Raw genomic sequence first — 14,875 nt, 5'->3', positions numbered from 1 at the left:
TTGTGCTGAAGCGGCCCTCCCGAGGGCGCACACGACAGGGGCCGCTTCGGCGCTGCGCGGCCAGTGCTTTTCCACGGCAGACGGAGGGAGCAGCCCTCGGCTCTGCAAGCAGTCGGCGATGTCTGGAAGAGTGGCTCCCCGGGCCTGATTCGAACAGGCGACCGATCGATTAACAGTCGATTGCTCTACCGCTGAGCTACCGGGGAACGCTTCGGAGGCGCGCCTATAGCAGCGGGTTTTCGGATCTGGCAAGCACCCCACGCGGCTTTTTTCCGGATTTCCACTAAGTGCCTGATCCGGGCTGGAAATAACTCAAAATCCGCGGCGCCTCAGGCGATGAACTGTTCCATCGTGATTCGATCGTCGAGCGCATGCTCCGGATCGAACATCAGCGTCAGGTCGCGCATGCGGTCGATCTCCACCTCCACGCGTGCGACATCCCGCACCTCGCGCTGGTCGGCGACGGCGCTCACGGGGCGCTTCTCAGCCTCCAGGATGCGAAGCGAGATACGCGCGCGATCGGGCAGGATCGCGCCCCGCCAGCGACGCGGCCGGAACGGGCTGATCGGCGTCAGCGCCAGCATCGCCGAGCCGAGCGGCAGGATCGGGCCGTTCGCGGACAGGTTGTAGGCGGTGGAGCCCGCCGGGGTCGCTGCGAGGATGCCGTCGCAGACCAGCTCGGGCATCACCACCCGATCGTTCACGCTGACCTCGATCTTGGCCGCCTGGCGCGTTTCGCGCAGCAGCGACACCTCGTTGATGGCGGGCAGGCGGCGAACCTCGCCCGAGATCGTCTCCGTCAGCATCTCGAGCGGGGAGACCTTGAACGGTTTCGCGCGGGCCAGCCGCTCGTCGAGGCCACCCAGGCGCCATTCGTTCATCAGGAACCCGACGGTGCCGAGGTTCATGCCGAAGACCGGCACGTTGGACCGGCACTCCAGCAACTGGTGCAGCACCTGAAGCAGGAAGCCGTCGCCGCCCAGCGCGACCACCAGTTCGGCCTCTTCCAGAGACGCCCATTCATACTGCTCGCGCAGTTCCCGCTCCGCCTCCTGCGCAGCGGGCGTCGGGGAGGCGATCAGCGCTCGGCGCAGCGGCGTGGTCATCCGCCGGTGACGCTCATGTGACGGGCAACGGCCGGGGCCGCGCCGGGCGCGATCCGGAAGTCGTGTGCGGCGGGCTTGCGCGCCATGGCGGCCTCGATCGCCGCGTCGACTGCGGGCGGGCCGCCGTCGCGCAAGGCTGCGCGGAGGTCGACATGCGCATCCTGCCCCAGGCAGAGGTAGAGCAATCCTTCGGTCGTCAGTCGCACGCGATTGCACCCGTCACAGAAGTTGGCGGTCAGCGGGGAGATGAGGCCCAGCCGCGTGGGGGTGCCCGCGAGCTGCCAGTAGCGGGCGGGGCCGGCGGTGCGGAAGGCATCCCGCACGAGAGAAAACCGCGCCGAGAGGTCCTCGAACACCTGGGGCAGCGGCAGGAACCGGTCGGTACGATCCTCGTCGATGACGCCTAGCGGCATGGTTTCGATGAGGGAAAGGTCGAAGCCCTGCTCCCCGCACCAGGCGAGCATCGGTGCGATCTCATGCTCGTTGAGCCCCTTGAGGGCCACCATGTTGATCTTGATGGCGATGCCGGCGGCGCGCGCCGCCTCGATCCCTTCCAGCACCCGCGCCAGGTCGCCGGTCCGGGTGACATGCCGGAAGGTGTCGGGATCGCGGCTGTCGAGGCTGACGTTGATGCGCCGGATCCCCGCCGCCGCAAGCGCCCCGGCATGCCGCGCGAGACGGGTTGCGTTGGTCGTCATGGTGAGCTCGTCGAGCCCGTTGCCCAGCCGGCTTCCCAGCCGCTCCGCCAAGGCCACCGTGTCGCCGCGCATCAGCGGCTCGCCGCCCGAGAGGCGGATCTTGTGCACGCCGCGTGCGATGAAGCACTCCGCCAGGGTTGCGATCTCGTCGACGCTCATCAGGCGTTCGCGCGGCAGGAACTGCATCGTCTCCGACATGCAATAGCGGCAGCGGAGGTCGCATCGATCCGTCACGGAGATGCGCAGGTAGCGAATGGTGCGGCCATGCGCATCGATCAGGGCGGAGGCGCTTGCCATTCCCTTGAGCTAGGGCTTCGCCCGAGATCAGACAAGGCCGTGGCGGATTGGCGAACCCGTGCCGGGCGGCTAGGGTCCGCGCATGGGGCAGATGGGCGCAGTCGGCACGAGCCAGGGCATCGCAAACCCGATGCTGTTCCTTCTCTCCTTTCGGCAGCGCGACGAACTGTCGAACCTCTATGCCAAGGCTGGGTGGCAGGTGATCGCCGCCCGCCGCAGGGACGGGGTTGCACAGCGGTTTCGAACGAGCGGCGCCCCTGTCGCCGTCGTCGATGCGCGCGGCGCGCTGGAGGACGGGCTTGCCGCGCTGGCCGACCTTGCGGCGCCGGTATCGGACGCGCCGGGCGCGCTGCTGGCCTTGTTGTCGAAGGGAGATGCGGCGCGCCTGGACGACGTGCTTGCCGCCGGCGCCACCCACTTTCTGGTGAGCCCCGTCACCGAGATCGAGCTGGCGCAGGCGGTGCGCTTCGCCTTCCGCCACGTCGAGCGCCTGGGGGGTGGCTGGCGGGACCTGGACGGGCGCGCCGGGGCGCTTGCCTGGTCCTATGACCGGGCAAGCGATCGCCACCGCCTTTCTCCTGCCCTGGCCTCGATGCTTCACCTCGATCTTGCGCCGACGACGCATGCGCTGCTGGGGGCGCTGCCGAAATCCGCGCGCGCGAGCCTGCGCGCCGCCCGCCGCAGCCTGGACGAAGGGCGCCCGGCGGTCGCCTTCGCGCAGACCGTCCCGGGACAAGGCCGGATGGTGGTGCACCTGCAGCGCGATCTGCACGAAAGCGGCATGCGTGCGCTGGTGGAGCCTCTGGTCGCAGACAGCGGCGCCGTTCCTGCGCCGGCTGGCCCGGAGGTCCGTGACCTGGCCGGCGCGACCGCCTGGATCGACGGGCGACTGGGGGCGGGGCATCGGGTTTCGCTGTCGTTGGTGGCCCTGAGCGGAGTGGAAGCGATCAACCGGGACCTTGGGCGCGAGGCAGGCGACTGGCTGCTGCGCGCCGCCTTGCGGCGGATCGAGACGGCGGTCGGGGAGCCGCTCGGTCGGCGGGCGGTGATTGCGCGCGCTGAGGGCGCCGAGTTCCTGATTGGGGCGTTCGGTGTCGCCGATGCGCAGATGCAGCGCGCGGATGCCGCGGTTCGCCAGGCGCTGGCACGCCCGTTCGTCACCGGAGAGCAGGTCGCGCGGCTTTCCACGCGCACCGGTCATGTGACGGGCGCTGGCGGCGAGACCGCCGCCCAGCTACTCCAGAGGGCGCGGTCCGCGGTCGACGCGGCAGAGGGCGATCGGCGGCGGCGCGAGGAGCTCGACGGGCTCGCGCTCGATATCCCGCAGGCGATCGAGCGCGACGAGGTGGAGATCCTGTTCCAGCCGCAGGTGGCGATCGGCGGCGGCCGCATCGTGGGCGTAGAGGCGCTCGCGCGCTGGCGGCATCCCACCCTGGGTGAGATCGGCGCGGAAGCGCTGTTCGGGGCAGCAGAGCGTGCCGGGCTCAGCGTCGTGCTGTCCGAGCATGTCCAGCGTTGCGCGCTGCGCCGCGCGGCGCGCTGGCCGGAGAGCCTCGCCCATCTGCGCCTGTCGATCAACGTGACGGCGGAGGATGTGGCGAACCCCGGCTTCGCCGACTTGTTGCTCGAGCGCGTCGACGCAAGCGGCTTTCCGCGCAACCGGCTGACGGTGGAGATCACCGAAAGCGGGCTGATCGAGGACCTAGGCGAGGCCTCCGGCCTGCTTGCCGAGCTGCGCACCGGCGGATGCCGCGTGGCGATCGACGATTTCGGCACGGGCTATTCGAGCCTTGCCTATCTGAAGGCGCTGCCGCTCGACTATCTCAAGATCGACAAGAGCCTGACGCAGGACATCACCGGTTCGCCGCGCGACCGGGTGGTGGTGCGCGGCGTGATCGACATGGCGCGGTCGCTTGGCCTCGCCGTCGTCGCGGAGGGGGTCGAGACGGAGGAGCAGCTCGACCTGCTCGCCAAGGAAGGCTGCCAGTTCTTCCAGGGCTATCTCTGCGCCGAGCCGCTGGCGCTGCCGGCGCTGGAGGCCCTGGTCCCCGCCGCGGCGTGAAGGGCTATTTGGCGGCGCGTTGGGCCTGATACCGTTCCACGGCTTCCGACCGGCGCAGGATCCGCGCCATCGGGTCGATCACCACATGCGCGCCGGCAGGCACGGTCAGGCTTCCCTGGTTGCCGGTCATGGGAACGGTCTCCAGTCGCTCGCCCACCTGCACCTCCACCGGCATGGGGAAGGGGCGCGCGTTCGGCGCCTTCCAGCGCAGGTGCAGCTGGTCGCCGTCGCGGGTCTCGACCAGCTCGGGCAGGGCCGCCTCGTGCACATAGATGTCGAAGAACCAGTGGAGGTCGCGCCCGGCCGCCTGCGCCGCCAGCTTTTCGAACTCGGGCGTGGTGGCGAAGCGCGGCTCGAAATTGCCAGGGCGCGGGTCCGGTCGCCCGTAGACCAGGCGGCGGGTGGCGTCGAAGAAGGCGGCGTCGCCGATCAGGTTTCGCAGGGTGTGGAGCACCCAGGCGCCCTTGAAATAGATGTCGCCTCCGGGGCCGCCCTTGCCGTCCTCATACACCTCCTCGCTGGTGCGCGAGGTGCCGGAGACCAGCGGTGCCTTGTTGAAGATGCGCAGCCGCTGCTCCGCCATCATGGCCGCATAGCGCGCCTCGCCGTCGCGCCAACGGCCGTAGAGCGGCTGCATGTACTGGGCGAAGCCTTCGTGCAGCCAGAAGTCGTCCCAATCGGCCGCCGTCATCTGGTTGCCGAACCACTCGTGGCTGAGCTCGTGCTGGAACAGCCAGTCGAAGCCCTCCGGCGCCTGGGCATAGTTGTTGCCATAGGCGTTGATGGTCTGGTGCTCCATGCCCATGTGCGGCGTCTCGACCACCCCCAGCTTCTCGTCGCCGAACGGGAAGGGTCCGATCAGCGTCTCGAAGAAGTCGAGCGTGGGGGCGAATTCGGCGAACAGCCGCTTCGCCTGCGCCTCCTTGCCGGGCAGATGCCAGTAGTGGACCGGCACGCTGTTGCCGAAGCGGCTGCGGTAGCTGCCCGACAGCTCCGCATAGGGGCCGATGTTCAGCGCGATATCGTAGGGGTTGATCGTCTTCGCCCGCCAATTCCAGGTCGTGCGCCCGTCCGTAAGCGTATCCACGCCGAGCAGCACGCCGTTCGCGGGCGCCTTCAGCCCCTTGGGAACAGTGATGTGGAGCGTGACGACGGCGGGTTCCCCCTGGGGGAAGTCCAGGCACGGCCACAACAGGTCGCAGCCATAGCCCTGTGCGGTGGTCGCCACCCAATGGGCCCCGCCCGGCGCCTGCGACCAGACGATGCCGTCATCCCAGGGCGCGCGGACCGCCACATGCGGCGTGCCCGCATAGGTGATGCGCAGGGTTACGCTTGCGCCGGCGGCGACGGGGCTGTTCGGCGTCACGGTCAGCACGCCGTCGGCATGGCTCCAGGCGGCGCGCGGCAGGGTCTTCCCGGCGACGGCCACCGTGGAGACCGGCAGGTTGGTGTCGAGGTCGATCCGCAGCTGCCGGACGGGGGCGAGGGTGCGCAGCTCCAGCGTCGCGACACCGGACAGCTGCTGACGGGCCGGGATCACCTCGATCGCCAGGTCCGCCGAATGCAGCCGCAGGGCGGCGCGCTCGGCACTTAGCGCGCCCCCCGACCGCTGGGTCTGCGCGCTGATGGGCGGCATGCCCTTTTCGATCGGCTGTGCCGATGCGGAAAGCGGGAGCAGAAGCGGCAGCAGCGGCGCGGCGGTCTTGAACATCGTCCCTTCATGGGCGACGTGGCTGCGCCTCACAAGCCGGCGGGGAGCGTGGTTGCGGTCGGCCGGCGATTGATGCCGCCGCGCCACATCCCCATATACAGGCCAATGGCGCCGGCGTGCGGCGCCGCCGGAGTTTGCATGAACAAGTCCTATCCCGTCTTGCCGCTGCGCGATATCGTGGTTTTCCCGCACATGATCGTTCCGCTGTTCGTCGGCCGCGACAAGTCGGTCGCGGCGCTCGAAGCGGCGATGGCGGCCGACAAGGAGATCTTCCTGGTCGCCCAGCTCGATCCCGCGCAGGACGATCCCAGCCGCGACGACCTTTACGACATGGGCGTCACCGCCGAGGTGCTGCAGCTGCTCAAGCTGCCGGACGGCACCGTGCGCGTGCTGGTGTCCGGCAAGGAACGCGCTGCGCTCGAGACGCTCGACGAGAGCGGCAGCTTCCTGACCGCCAATGTCGCCCCCGTGGAGGGTGCCGCCGCAGAGGGTGCCGAGGTCCAGGCGCTGATGCGCTCGGTCGTCGACCAGTTCGAGAACTACGCCAAGCTCAACCGCAAGCTGCCAGCGGAAACCGCGGGCCAGCTCGGCGAGCTGGAGGACGCGTCGCGCCTGGCCGATGCGGTCGCGGGCAACATCGCCGTCAAGGTCGCGGACAAGCAGTCGCTGCTGGTCGAGGGCGATCCGGTCAAGCGGCTGGAGATGGTGTTCGCCTTCATGGAAGGCGAGCTGGGCGTGCTGCAGGTCGAGAAGAAGATCCGCAGCCGCGTGAAGCGGCAGATGGAGAAGACGCAGCGCGAATATTACCTCAACGAGCAGTTGAAGGCGATCCAGCGCGAGCTCGGCAACGAGGGCGAGGAAGGCGAGGGCGACGAGATCGCCGAGCTGACCCAGAAGATCGCGACGCTCAAGCTCAGCAAGGAAGCGCGCACCAAGGCGACGGCCGAGCTCAAGAAGCTCAAGACCATGGCACCGATGTCCGCCGAGGCGACGGTCGTGCGCAACTATTTGGACGTGCTGCTGGGCCTGCCGTGGGGCAAGCGCTCCAAGCTCAAGAAGGACCTGCCGACCGCACAGGCCGTGCTCGACCAGGACCATTATGCGCTGGAGAAGGTCAAGGACCGGATCGTCGAGTATCTCGCGGTCCAGGCGCGCACCAACAAGCTCAAGGGGCCGATCCTGTGCCTCGTCGGCCCGCCCGGCGTCGGCAAAACCTCGCTCGGCAAGTCGATCGCCAAGGCGACGGGGCGCGAGTTCATCCGCCAGTCGCTGGGTGGCGTGCGCGACGAGGCCGAGATCCGCGGCCACCGGCGTACCTACATCGGCTCGCTGCCGGGCAAGATCGTCACCAATCTGCGCAAGGCAGGCGCGAGCAATCCGCTGTTCCTGCTCGACGAGATCGACAAGCTTGGCCAGGATTTCCGTGGCGATCCCGCCTCGGCACTGCTGGAAGTGCTCGATCCGGAGCAGAACGCGAAGTTCAGCGACCATTATCTCGAGATCGATATCGATCTGTCGGACGTGATGTTCGTGTGCACGGCGAACTCGCTCAACCTGCCGCAGCCGCTGCTCGACCGCATGGAGATCATCCGGCTGGAGGGCTATACCGAGGACGAGAAGGTCGAGATCGCCGAGCGCCACCTGATCGCCAAGCAGATCGACGCGCACGGGCTGAAGGAAGGAGAGTTCGCGCTCACCAACGAAGGCCTGCGCGACCTGATCCGCTACTATACGCGGGAAGCCGGCGTCCGCACGCTGGAGCGTGAGATCGCGAAGCTCGCCCGCAAGGCGCTGCGCCGCATCCTGGAAGGCAAGGCCGAGAGCGTGACCGTGACGCCGGAGAACCTCCACGAGTTCGCGGGCGTGCGGAAGTATCGCTTTGGCGTGGGCGAGGAGGAGCACCAGATCGGTGCCGTCACCGGCCTCGCCTGGACCGAGGTGGGCGGCGAGCTGCTCACCATCGAGTCCGTGACCGTGCCGGGCAAGGGTGCGATCAAGACGACCGGCAAGCTCGGCGACGTGATGAAGGAGTCGGTCGAGGCGGCGATGAGCTTCGTGAAGGCGCGCGCCCCGACCTATGGCATCAAGCCGAGCCTGTTCCATCGCAAGGACGTCCACGTCCACCTGCCCGAGGGGGCGGTGCCCAAGGACGGTCCGTCGGCAGGTATCGGCCTAGTCACCTCGATCGTGTCGACGCTGACGGGCGTGCCGGTGCGGCGCGAGGTGGCGATGACCGGCGAGGTGACGCTGCGCGGCCGCGTGCTGCCGATCGGTGGCCTGAAGGAAAAGCTGCTCGCGGCGATGCGCGGCGGCATCACCACCGTGCTGATCCCCCAGGAGAACGAGAAGGACCTGGCGGACCTGCCTGCGAACATCCGCGAGGGGCTGGAGATCGTGCCGATCAGCCACGTCGACGAGGTGCTGCGCCTGGCGCTCACCGGCCCGCTGGAGGCGATCGACTGGACCGACGCCGACGAACTGGCGGTGCAGCCGCCGACCGCGGTGCCGGGCATCGGCGAGGTGCGCCACCACTAGGTCCCGGCCTCGACCCGGGCTGCGGCGGCGGCAGCGACCGTCCGCAGCAGCCCGGGGCCGGTGCGGCTGGATGGCGCATGTCCGGGGCAAAGTGCAGGCGAATTGCTTTGACAGGGCCGGGGAGAGGCGCATTAACTGCCCCGGCTGCCGGGGGGGCGGATCGGCCGATCGCGTGCCCTGCTCCCCAACGACAAAAAGGGGTTAGAACGAATGAACAAGCAGGAGCTGATTGGTCAGGTCGCCGATCTTTCGGGACTGGGCCGCGGTGATGCGACGAAGGCGGTCGAGGCGGTGTTCGAGTCGATCTCGGCCGCGCTCAAGAAGGGCGACGAGGTGCGTCTGGTGGGTTTCGGGACCTTCTCGGTCAGCAAGCGTAAGGCATCGACCGGCCGCAACCCGCGCACCGGCGAGCCGATGACGATCAAGGCATCCTCGCAGCCCAAGTTCAAGGCAGGCAAGGGCCTGAAGGATTCGGTCAACTGATCGACCAGCGGGTTTTTCAGGCGAGGGGGCTGGACAGCCCGGTTTCCACCGCCTAAAGGCCCGCTTCCCGGTTTCGCCGCAAGGCGCACGGGCGCGTAGCTCAGTGGTAGAGCACTGTGTTCACACCGCAGGGGTCGCTGGTTCAATCCCAGCCGCGCCCACCATATCGAACCCGCGCCGTCCGGCCGCTCCAGCATCCGCTGAAGAGGCCGGGCGGCGTTGTGGTTTTCGTGGCTCGTCTCCTGCTTATCGGGGCGTGAGCTCGACCAGCGCGCCATTGTCGCCGTCGCGCAGGATCCAGAGCGATCCGCCGGGCCCTTCCTCCACCTCGCGGGTGCGCGCGCCAAGGCCGATCCGCGCCACTTCGCTGGCGCGATCGCCGGTCACACGGACGCGCACCAGGCCCTGCTGCACCAGGCCGGCAAGCAGGAAGTCGCCGGTCCAGCCTGCAAAGGCCGAGCCGCGATACTGGATCATTCCGCCCGGCGCGATCACCGGCGACCAGCTGACCAGCGGCGCTGTGTAGGCGCTGTTCGTGGAATGCCGGGGAATCGAGGTTCCGTCGTAATTGTCCCCTTCGGACACGCGCGGCCAGCCATAGTTCTTGCCCGCGGCGATCAGGTTGAACTCGTCTCCACCGGCAGGACCCATCTCGGATTCGAACAGCCGTCCGTCCGCGGCGAACACCAGCCCATAGGGGTTGCGGTGGCCAAGACTCCAGATCTCGGGGCGGGCATCGGCTGTGGATGAGAAGGGGTTTCCGGCGGCTGGGGTGCCGTCGAGATTGATCCGGACGATCTTGCCGAGGGTTCCCGTCATGTCCTGTGCGGGCGCTCCTTGCTGGCGCTCGCCCGTGCTGATGAACAGGTATCGGCCGTCCGGGGCGAAGGCGAGCCGCCCGCCCAGCTGCCCGCCCGTCGTCGCTGGGGTTGCCCGCCAGATCACCACGACATCCTCCAGGCGCGGTGTTCCGGACAGGGTGAGTGTCGCACGCGCGACCGCGAGCTGTTCCCCGCCCGAAGCTGCCTCCGCATAGGTGATCCAGATGCGATGGTTCGAGGCGTAGCCGGGATCGAGGACGACGTCCTGCAAGCCCAGCTGTCCGGCAAACCGCACGGACGGCACGTTTGCGACCGCAGTCTTGGCGCCGGATTGGGTGACGAGTTGCAGGCGCCCGGGCTTTTCCGTCACGAGCATGCGGCCGTCCGGAAGAAACACCATGGCCCACGGGTTGTCGAAGGTGGCTACCACCCGTTGGTCGACGGCGACGACCGGCTCGGGAGTCGGGGAGGGGGTCGGCGTGGGAGTCGGTGTCGGCGAAGGGGTGGGGGTCGCGACCGGGGGTGGCGAACCGCTCTCTCCGCCATCATCACCACCGCACCCCGCCAGGCTCACCGCCAAGAAGGCCCAGAGAAACGAACTTGCCCGCATCTTGTGCTGCCCCATCGGCGATCACCCGCTTGGCTGGATTAGCGCACCTCTCGCTCCCCGATGCAATGAGCGTTCGCCGGTATCTTGTTGCTGCCGAACAATTTCACGCCCTGGACTATCCCGTGGACTGCGCTGCCCGGCTCCATTCTTGCGCAAAAGGTGATGCGCGCGAGCGGTTGGCGTCCTGCACGCCCTCCGATCTTCGGCTCAGGTTCGTTTCGGGGAAGGTCCGGGCACTGTTCATCGAGGGGTAGGTGTCGCCCGCGGTTCGGCTCATCGCGTCGCGATGAACCAAAGCCGGGCGCTGGGGGTTAGCCAGGGAAGACGCGGTGGCGGACCGAGTAAGATCCCCTGCCGCGCCTGGGTATTTTCCCCGAGGAAAGGGAGCATGATCTTGAACACCACCCTCTTGAAGATCGCCGTGGGCATGGCCTGCGCATTGCCGTTGGGCGCCTGCATGGGGGACGACTATGGCCGTCCCGGCTACAACAGCCAGAACGGCTATGGCCAGTCGGACTACCGCCGCGGGGATGATCGCCGCCGTGAGGGCGAGCGCCGACGGCGCCTGTCCGAAAACGACCGGATCTATCGGGGCAATGACGGCCGCTACTACTGCAAGCGTGACGACGGCACCGAAGGGACCATCATCGGTGGCCTGGCGGGCGGCGTGCTCGGGAACATCATCGCCCCGGGCGGTTCGAAGACGCTCGGCACCATCCTGGGTGCGGGCGCGGGTGCGCTGGGCGGACGCGCGATCGACCGCAACAGCGTCGAGTGCGACTAAGCAAAAGGCTTCCGGCGCGCGACAGGCTCGCGCGCCGGAGTTTCCCTCATCAGAAGCGCGTGCGCACCCCGACAGCATAGAGGCTGTCGTCGGTGCGCGTATCGCGCCACAGGAAGTCCTGGTCGATGTAGCTGCGATAGCGGGACCGCAGGATGTTGCTGCCCTCGACCGTCAGGGTAACGTTCTTGTTGATGTCGTAGCCCAGGCTGAAGTCGAGGCGGCCGTTCGGCCGGACGTAGTTCAGCCAGGTCTCCGTGCCCACCGGCCGGACGTCGCCCGCGCCCGAGCGGTCCTCGTCGAAATACTTCGAGCGATAGGTGTAGACCACGCGGGCCGAGATGCCGTTGCGATCGTACAGCAGGCCGGCGTTGAAGTTATACTTCGACACGCCCTGCAGTGTGTAGCCTGCCAGCGGATCATCGCCCCCGATCTTGGAATCGGCGAGGGTGAAGTTGCCGAAGGCGCCGAAGCCGGCAAGGTCGCCCGGCAGAAACGAGAAGAAGGTCTGAGCGCTGACCTCGATGCCCTTCAGCTTGGCGCTGCCGACATTGCGGGGGCGCGAGATGTTGTAGACGATGCCGTCGATCTCTTCGGCCGTCACGCCGTTGACGACGCGATCGCTGATGTCGCGGTAGTAGCCGGCGATCGCGAAATACCCGTCGTTCCAATAATATTCGAACGTGGCGTCGAAGCTGTCCGACTTCTGCGGGCGCAGGTCCGGGTTGCCGCCGGAGCCGCTGTTGCGGATGTTCGGGTTGGTCGAGACGATGTAGTTGAGACCCGGGTTGAGCGACGCGAAGCTCGGCCGCGCGATGGTGCGTGCGTAGGTAGCGCGTAGCTGGAGCCCGCCGCCAAGCTGCAGTCGCGCGCTGGCGTTGGGCAGCCAATCGGTGTCGCTGTTCGAACTGGTGGTCGTCACCGGCGAGCCGCTGACGACGCCGGTGCCGGTGATGTCCCGGTCCGTGCGCGTGTACCGGACGCCGAGCTTGCCATCGAGAACCACTGGGCCGCTGCCGAACGGCACTTCGTACCCTGCCTGGACATAGCCGGCGTAGCTATTCTCCCCGACGTTGAACTCACGCGTGGGGTCGAATGCAGGCTGGCCATCCGGCGCGCCGAAGAAGTCCCGGATCGTGGCCTGGCCGGAATCCGACAGCAGATAGTCGCGGGAGGGGAGCAGGAAGGGGGCTCCGTTGTTGATCTGCGGAATGCCCGGTGCGCGCTCCAGCGGCAGGTCGATCGCCGTGATCGGCGTCGCGAACGAGCCGCCCGGCGGTGCAACGCCCAGCTGGACCTGCTGGAAGCGGGCGCTGCGATCGGCATAGCGGGCGCCGACCTCGATCGTCTTCAGGATCGTGTCGGTCTCGTACGTCGCATCACCCTTGACCGCGAACAGGCCGCCGCTGGAGCGCACATAATCCTGGAACAGGGCGTTGATGAAGGTGAGGCCGCGTGCATCCGCCATGGGGTTGCCCGGGGCGGTGATCGTCGCGGTCTGATCGTCATTCACCAGTGCGAGCGTCGCCTCCGGCACCCGCTTGCCGATGTCGACGATGAAGTTCTCGTTGTTGACGATCGAACGTTCGTAGCTGACGTCGACGTTCGCCTTCAGCCGGTCGCGGTCGAAGCGGAAGCCGCCTGCCGCGAGCCAGGTGTCGGTGCGATTGTTGTGCGCCTGGGTGGAGCTGAACGCCTCCAGGTTGTTGAACGTCGCGGAGGTGAAGCCGCACAGCTGCTGCTGCGTGATCTGCGTGGGGTCGGTGGTGGCGTTCGGGTTGAAGCCGTCCGGCCCGACGTTTGCCGTAAAGCAGTTGTCGCTGCGCACGATGTTGGAGACGCTCTCCGCCGTCCCCAGCCGATATTCGTAGAAGCCGGTCGAGAACTTGCTGCGGTAGGCCGAATACAGGCCGTCGATGTAGATCTCGAGGCTGGGCGTCGCCTGCCACTGGATCGAGCCGTTGGCCTGGGGGCGCTGGTAGCGGCCGTATTCGTTGAGGCCGCCCGTCGAGATCGGCAGCAGAATGCCTTCGCTGCTGCCGCTGCCGGCGCGCCGCTCCGCCACATAGTTGTACGGGCGGTTGAACGGGATGTCGTACCAGGAGACGTTGAGCAGCGCCCCGATCTCGCCGATGCTGGTGTCCCAGCGGTCGGTGGCAAGGAAGCTCACCTGCGGCCCCAGCTTCTCCACGTTGGACGGATAGTTGAGCTTGCCGCTGATCGCGATCGTCGGCTCGGTATAGTTGAACGGCTTGTTGAGGCGCAGGTCGATGGTGCCGGCGACACCACCCTCGATCAGGTTCGCGGTGTTCGACTTATAGACGTCCAGCCGCGCGATCGCCTCGGCCGGCAGATCCTGGAAAGCGAAGGTGCGTCCATCGGACGTGAAGATTTCACGTCCGTCGAGCGTGGTGAGAATGTCGCCGAGGCCGCGGATCAGCGGGTTCTGGATCTCGTTGTTGCCGCCCACCGTCACCTGGACGCCCGGCACGCGCTGAAGCGCGGCGGCAGTCGTGGGATCGGGGAACTTGCCGATGTCCTGGGCGACGATCGAGTCCACGACCTGGGCTGCCGTCCGCTTGATCTCGGCCGCGCGCGCGAGGCTGGCGCGGATACCGGTGACGACGATTTCGGAACCATCGTCGGCGGCAGTCGCATCACCGGCCTGGTCCGGCGCCTCGGCGGGCGAGCCGGCCGTCGACTGGGCTGTGCCTGCAGCGGCGCCATCCTGGCCGTTGGCTGGCGTGGTCCCTTCCTGCGCCGCCTGGGCATGGGCCTGGCCAGCAATGGCAAGGGCGATCACGGACGCGGTAAACGCGGGAATCCTGCGCATGAAACACTCTCCTGAACTCCCGGCGTGTCGGTCAGGGGCCTCCGCCGGTTCTTGTCGGATACTACGCTGCTGCCGCCACCGGTTCAAGCATACTTGTCTTATTATATATGGGATCTCAGGCTCGGGCTGGTAGGTCGTCTACCAGCGTCGGAACGGCGTCGAAGTCTGGGGCGATGCTTCCTGAGAACCGAAGCAGCCGGCGCGATAAGCAGCGTGCGCGCCCCATTCAGGCGCGTCGGCCGGGAGCATCAGAAGGGGGCGCAGAACGGCCGAACAGGTTCTTCGGCCCGGGCTGTTGCTGCCGCTCAGTCCGCGGCCGCACCCTGTTGCCGCAGGAACGCGATCACGTCGGCGCGGTCGACCCCGTTCGGCATCCCTGCATAGATCATCGAAGTGCCCGGTGCGAACCGCTGTGGGTTCTGGAGCCAGGCGTCCAGTCGCTCGGGCGTCCAGGTCCCGCCGATCGCCTCCAGTGCTGCGGTGTAGCCGAAGCGGCGACTGCCGGCGGCGACCGGGCGCCCCACGACTCCGTGCAGGTTCGGTCCGTTACGATCGCCGCCGCCCGGAGCAACGGTGTGGCAGGCGGCGCACTGGCGGAACAGCCGCTTGCCCTGGGCGACGTCTGCTTGCGCGAGGCGTTCGACAAGAGGTGCGCGGGATCGCGCGTCCGCCCGGCGCGGATCGCTGCTGGACCCGTCACAGGCGGCGGGAACGACGAGCACGGCGATCGCGATCCACCGGGGCAGCATGCGGCGACCGGCGGCTCGCCGGCCGCGCTCTCCGGTGTGCCATTTCTGCGCGCTGTCGGTGCGACGAGAACCGCTCATTGCGCAGCCATAGGGAGTCGCAAAGCGCGTGGCGAGCGATCCCTGGCGGCCCGTCCGGCTTGTCACGCTTCTGTAACGTTCCTGTCACCGAGCTGTCCCCGGAATCGCATC

The 14,875-nt window shown here is 67.9% G+C and carries 10 protein-coding genes and 2 tRNA genes; 5 read left to right on the top strand and 7 right to left on the bottom strand.

Annotated elements, in window-relative coordinates:
* Positions 1-131: 131 nt before the first annotated feature.
* The 3 genes from EDF69_RS13940 to moaA all read right to left on the bottom strand — a co-directional run bounded on the left by EDF69_RS13940 (position 132) and on the right by moaA (position 2,101).
* Positions 132-206, bottom strand: a tRNA-Asn gene (locus EDF69_RS13940).
* A 123-nt stretch (positions 207-329) separates the two neighbouring features.
* Positions 330-1,106 (bottom strand): NAD kinase, encoded by a 777-nt coding sequence (locus tag EDF69_RS13935; protein ID WP_125962455.1) that lies wholly within the window; start codon positions 1,104-1,106, stop codon positions 330-332.
* Complete coding sequence (gene moaA, locus EDF69_RS13930) at positions 1,103-2,101, bottom strand: GTP 3',8-cyclase MoaA (RefSeq protein WP_132882140.1); 999 nt, start codon at positions 2,099-2,101, stop codon at positions 1,103-1,105. Before moaA ends, EDF69_RS13935 begins: the two co-directional genes overlap by 4 nt.
* A gap of 82 nt (positions 2,102-2,183) precedes the next feature.
* Between moaA and EDF69_RS13925 the strand changes: the two genes are divergently transcribed.
* The gene (locus tag EDF69_RS13925; protein WP_132882141.1) at positions 2,184-4,163 is read left to right on the top strand and encodes an EAL domain-containing protein; all 1,980 of its coding nucleotides are present in this window, start codon (positions 2,184-2,186) and stop codon (positions 4,161-4,163) included.
* A 4-nt stretch (positions 4,164-4,167) separates the two neighbouring features.
* Here EDF69_RS13925 and EDF69_RS13920 read toward each other — a convergent pair whose 3' ends face one another.
* Complete coding sequence (locus EDF69_RS13920; RefSeq protein WP_132882142.1) at positions 4,168-5,874, bottom strand: M1 family metallopeptidase; 1,707 nt, start codon at positions 5,872-5,874, stop codon at positions 4,168-4,170.
* A gap of 138 nt (positions 5,875-6,012) precedes the next feature.
* On the opposite strand from EDF69_RS13920, the gene lon reads away from it, so the two are divergent.
* The 3 genes from lon to EDF69_RS13905 all read left to right on the top strand — a co-directional run bounded on the left by lon (position 6,013) and on the right by EDF69_RS13905 (position 9,056).
* A complete protein-coding gene (gene lon, locus EDF69_RS13915) occupies positions 6,013-8,409 on the top strand; it encodes an endopeptidase La (RefSeq protein WP_132882143.1) in 2,397 nt (798 codons plus the stop codon).
* Positions 8,410-8,619: 210 nt separating this feature from the next.
* Positions 8,620-8,892 carry an HU family DNA-binding protein gene (locus tag EDF69_RS13910; RefSeq protein ID WP_125962450.1) on the top strand — a complete coding sequence of 91 codons (273 nt, stop codon included), beginning with the start codon at positions 8,620-8,622 and terminating at the stop codon, positions 8,890-8,892.
* 89 nt (positions 8,893-8,981) lie between these two features.
* A tRNA-Val gene (locus tag EDF69_RS13905) sits at positions 8,982-9,056 on the top strand.
* 82 nt (positions 9,057-9,138) lie between these two features.
* On the opposite strand, the gene EDF69_RS13900 is transcribed toward EDF69_RS13905, so the two are convergent.
* Positions 9,139-10,323, bottom strand: coding sequence for a PQQ-dependent sugar dehydrogenase (locus tag EDF69_RS13900; RefSeq protein WP_132882144.1), 1,185 nt, complete (start codon positions 10,321-10,323; stop codon positions 9,139-9,141).
* Between the two features lie 388 nt (positions 10,324-10,711).
* Between EDF69_RS13900 and EDF69_RS13895 the strand changes: the two genes are divergently transcribed.
* Entirely contained in the window at positions 10,712-11,107 is a 396-nt protein-coding gene (locus EDF69_RS13895) for a glycine zipper 2TM domain-containing protein (protein WP_239555501.1), read from the top strand.
* A gap of 49 nt (positions 11,108-11,156) precedes the next feature.
* Here EDF69_RS13895 and EDF69_RS13890 read toward each other — a convergent pair whose 3' ends face one another.
* Both EDF69_RS13890 and EDF69_RS13885 read right to left on the bottom strand, forming a co-directional pair.
* Positions 11,157-13,937 carry a TonB-dependent receptor gene (locus EDF69_RS13890; RefSeq protein ID WP_132882145.1) on the bottom strand — a complete coding sequence of 927 codons (2,781 nt, stop codon included), beginning with the start codon at positions 13,935-13,937 and terminating at the stop codon, positions 11,157-11,159.
* A gap of 305 nt (positions 13,938-14,242) precedes the next feature.
* Positions 14,243-14,764 (bottom strand): c-type cytochrome, encoded by a 522-nt coding sequence (locus EDF69_RS13885; RefSeq protein WP_239555499.1) that lies wholly within the window; start codon positions 14,762-14,764, stop codon positions 14,243-14,245.
* Between the last annotated feature and the right edge of the window lie 111 nt (positions 14,765-14,875).

It is taken from the genome of Sphingomonas sp. JUb134 (genome assembly GCF_004341505.2).
In the GTDB taxonomy this organism is placed as follows: domain Bacteria; phylum Pseudomonadota; class Alphaproteobacteria; order Sphingomonadales; family Sphingomonadaceae; genus Sphingomonas.
Note: the sequence above shows the minus strand (reverse complement) of the source record. Positions and strands in the feature narration are given on the sequence as shown.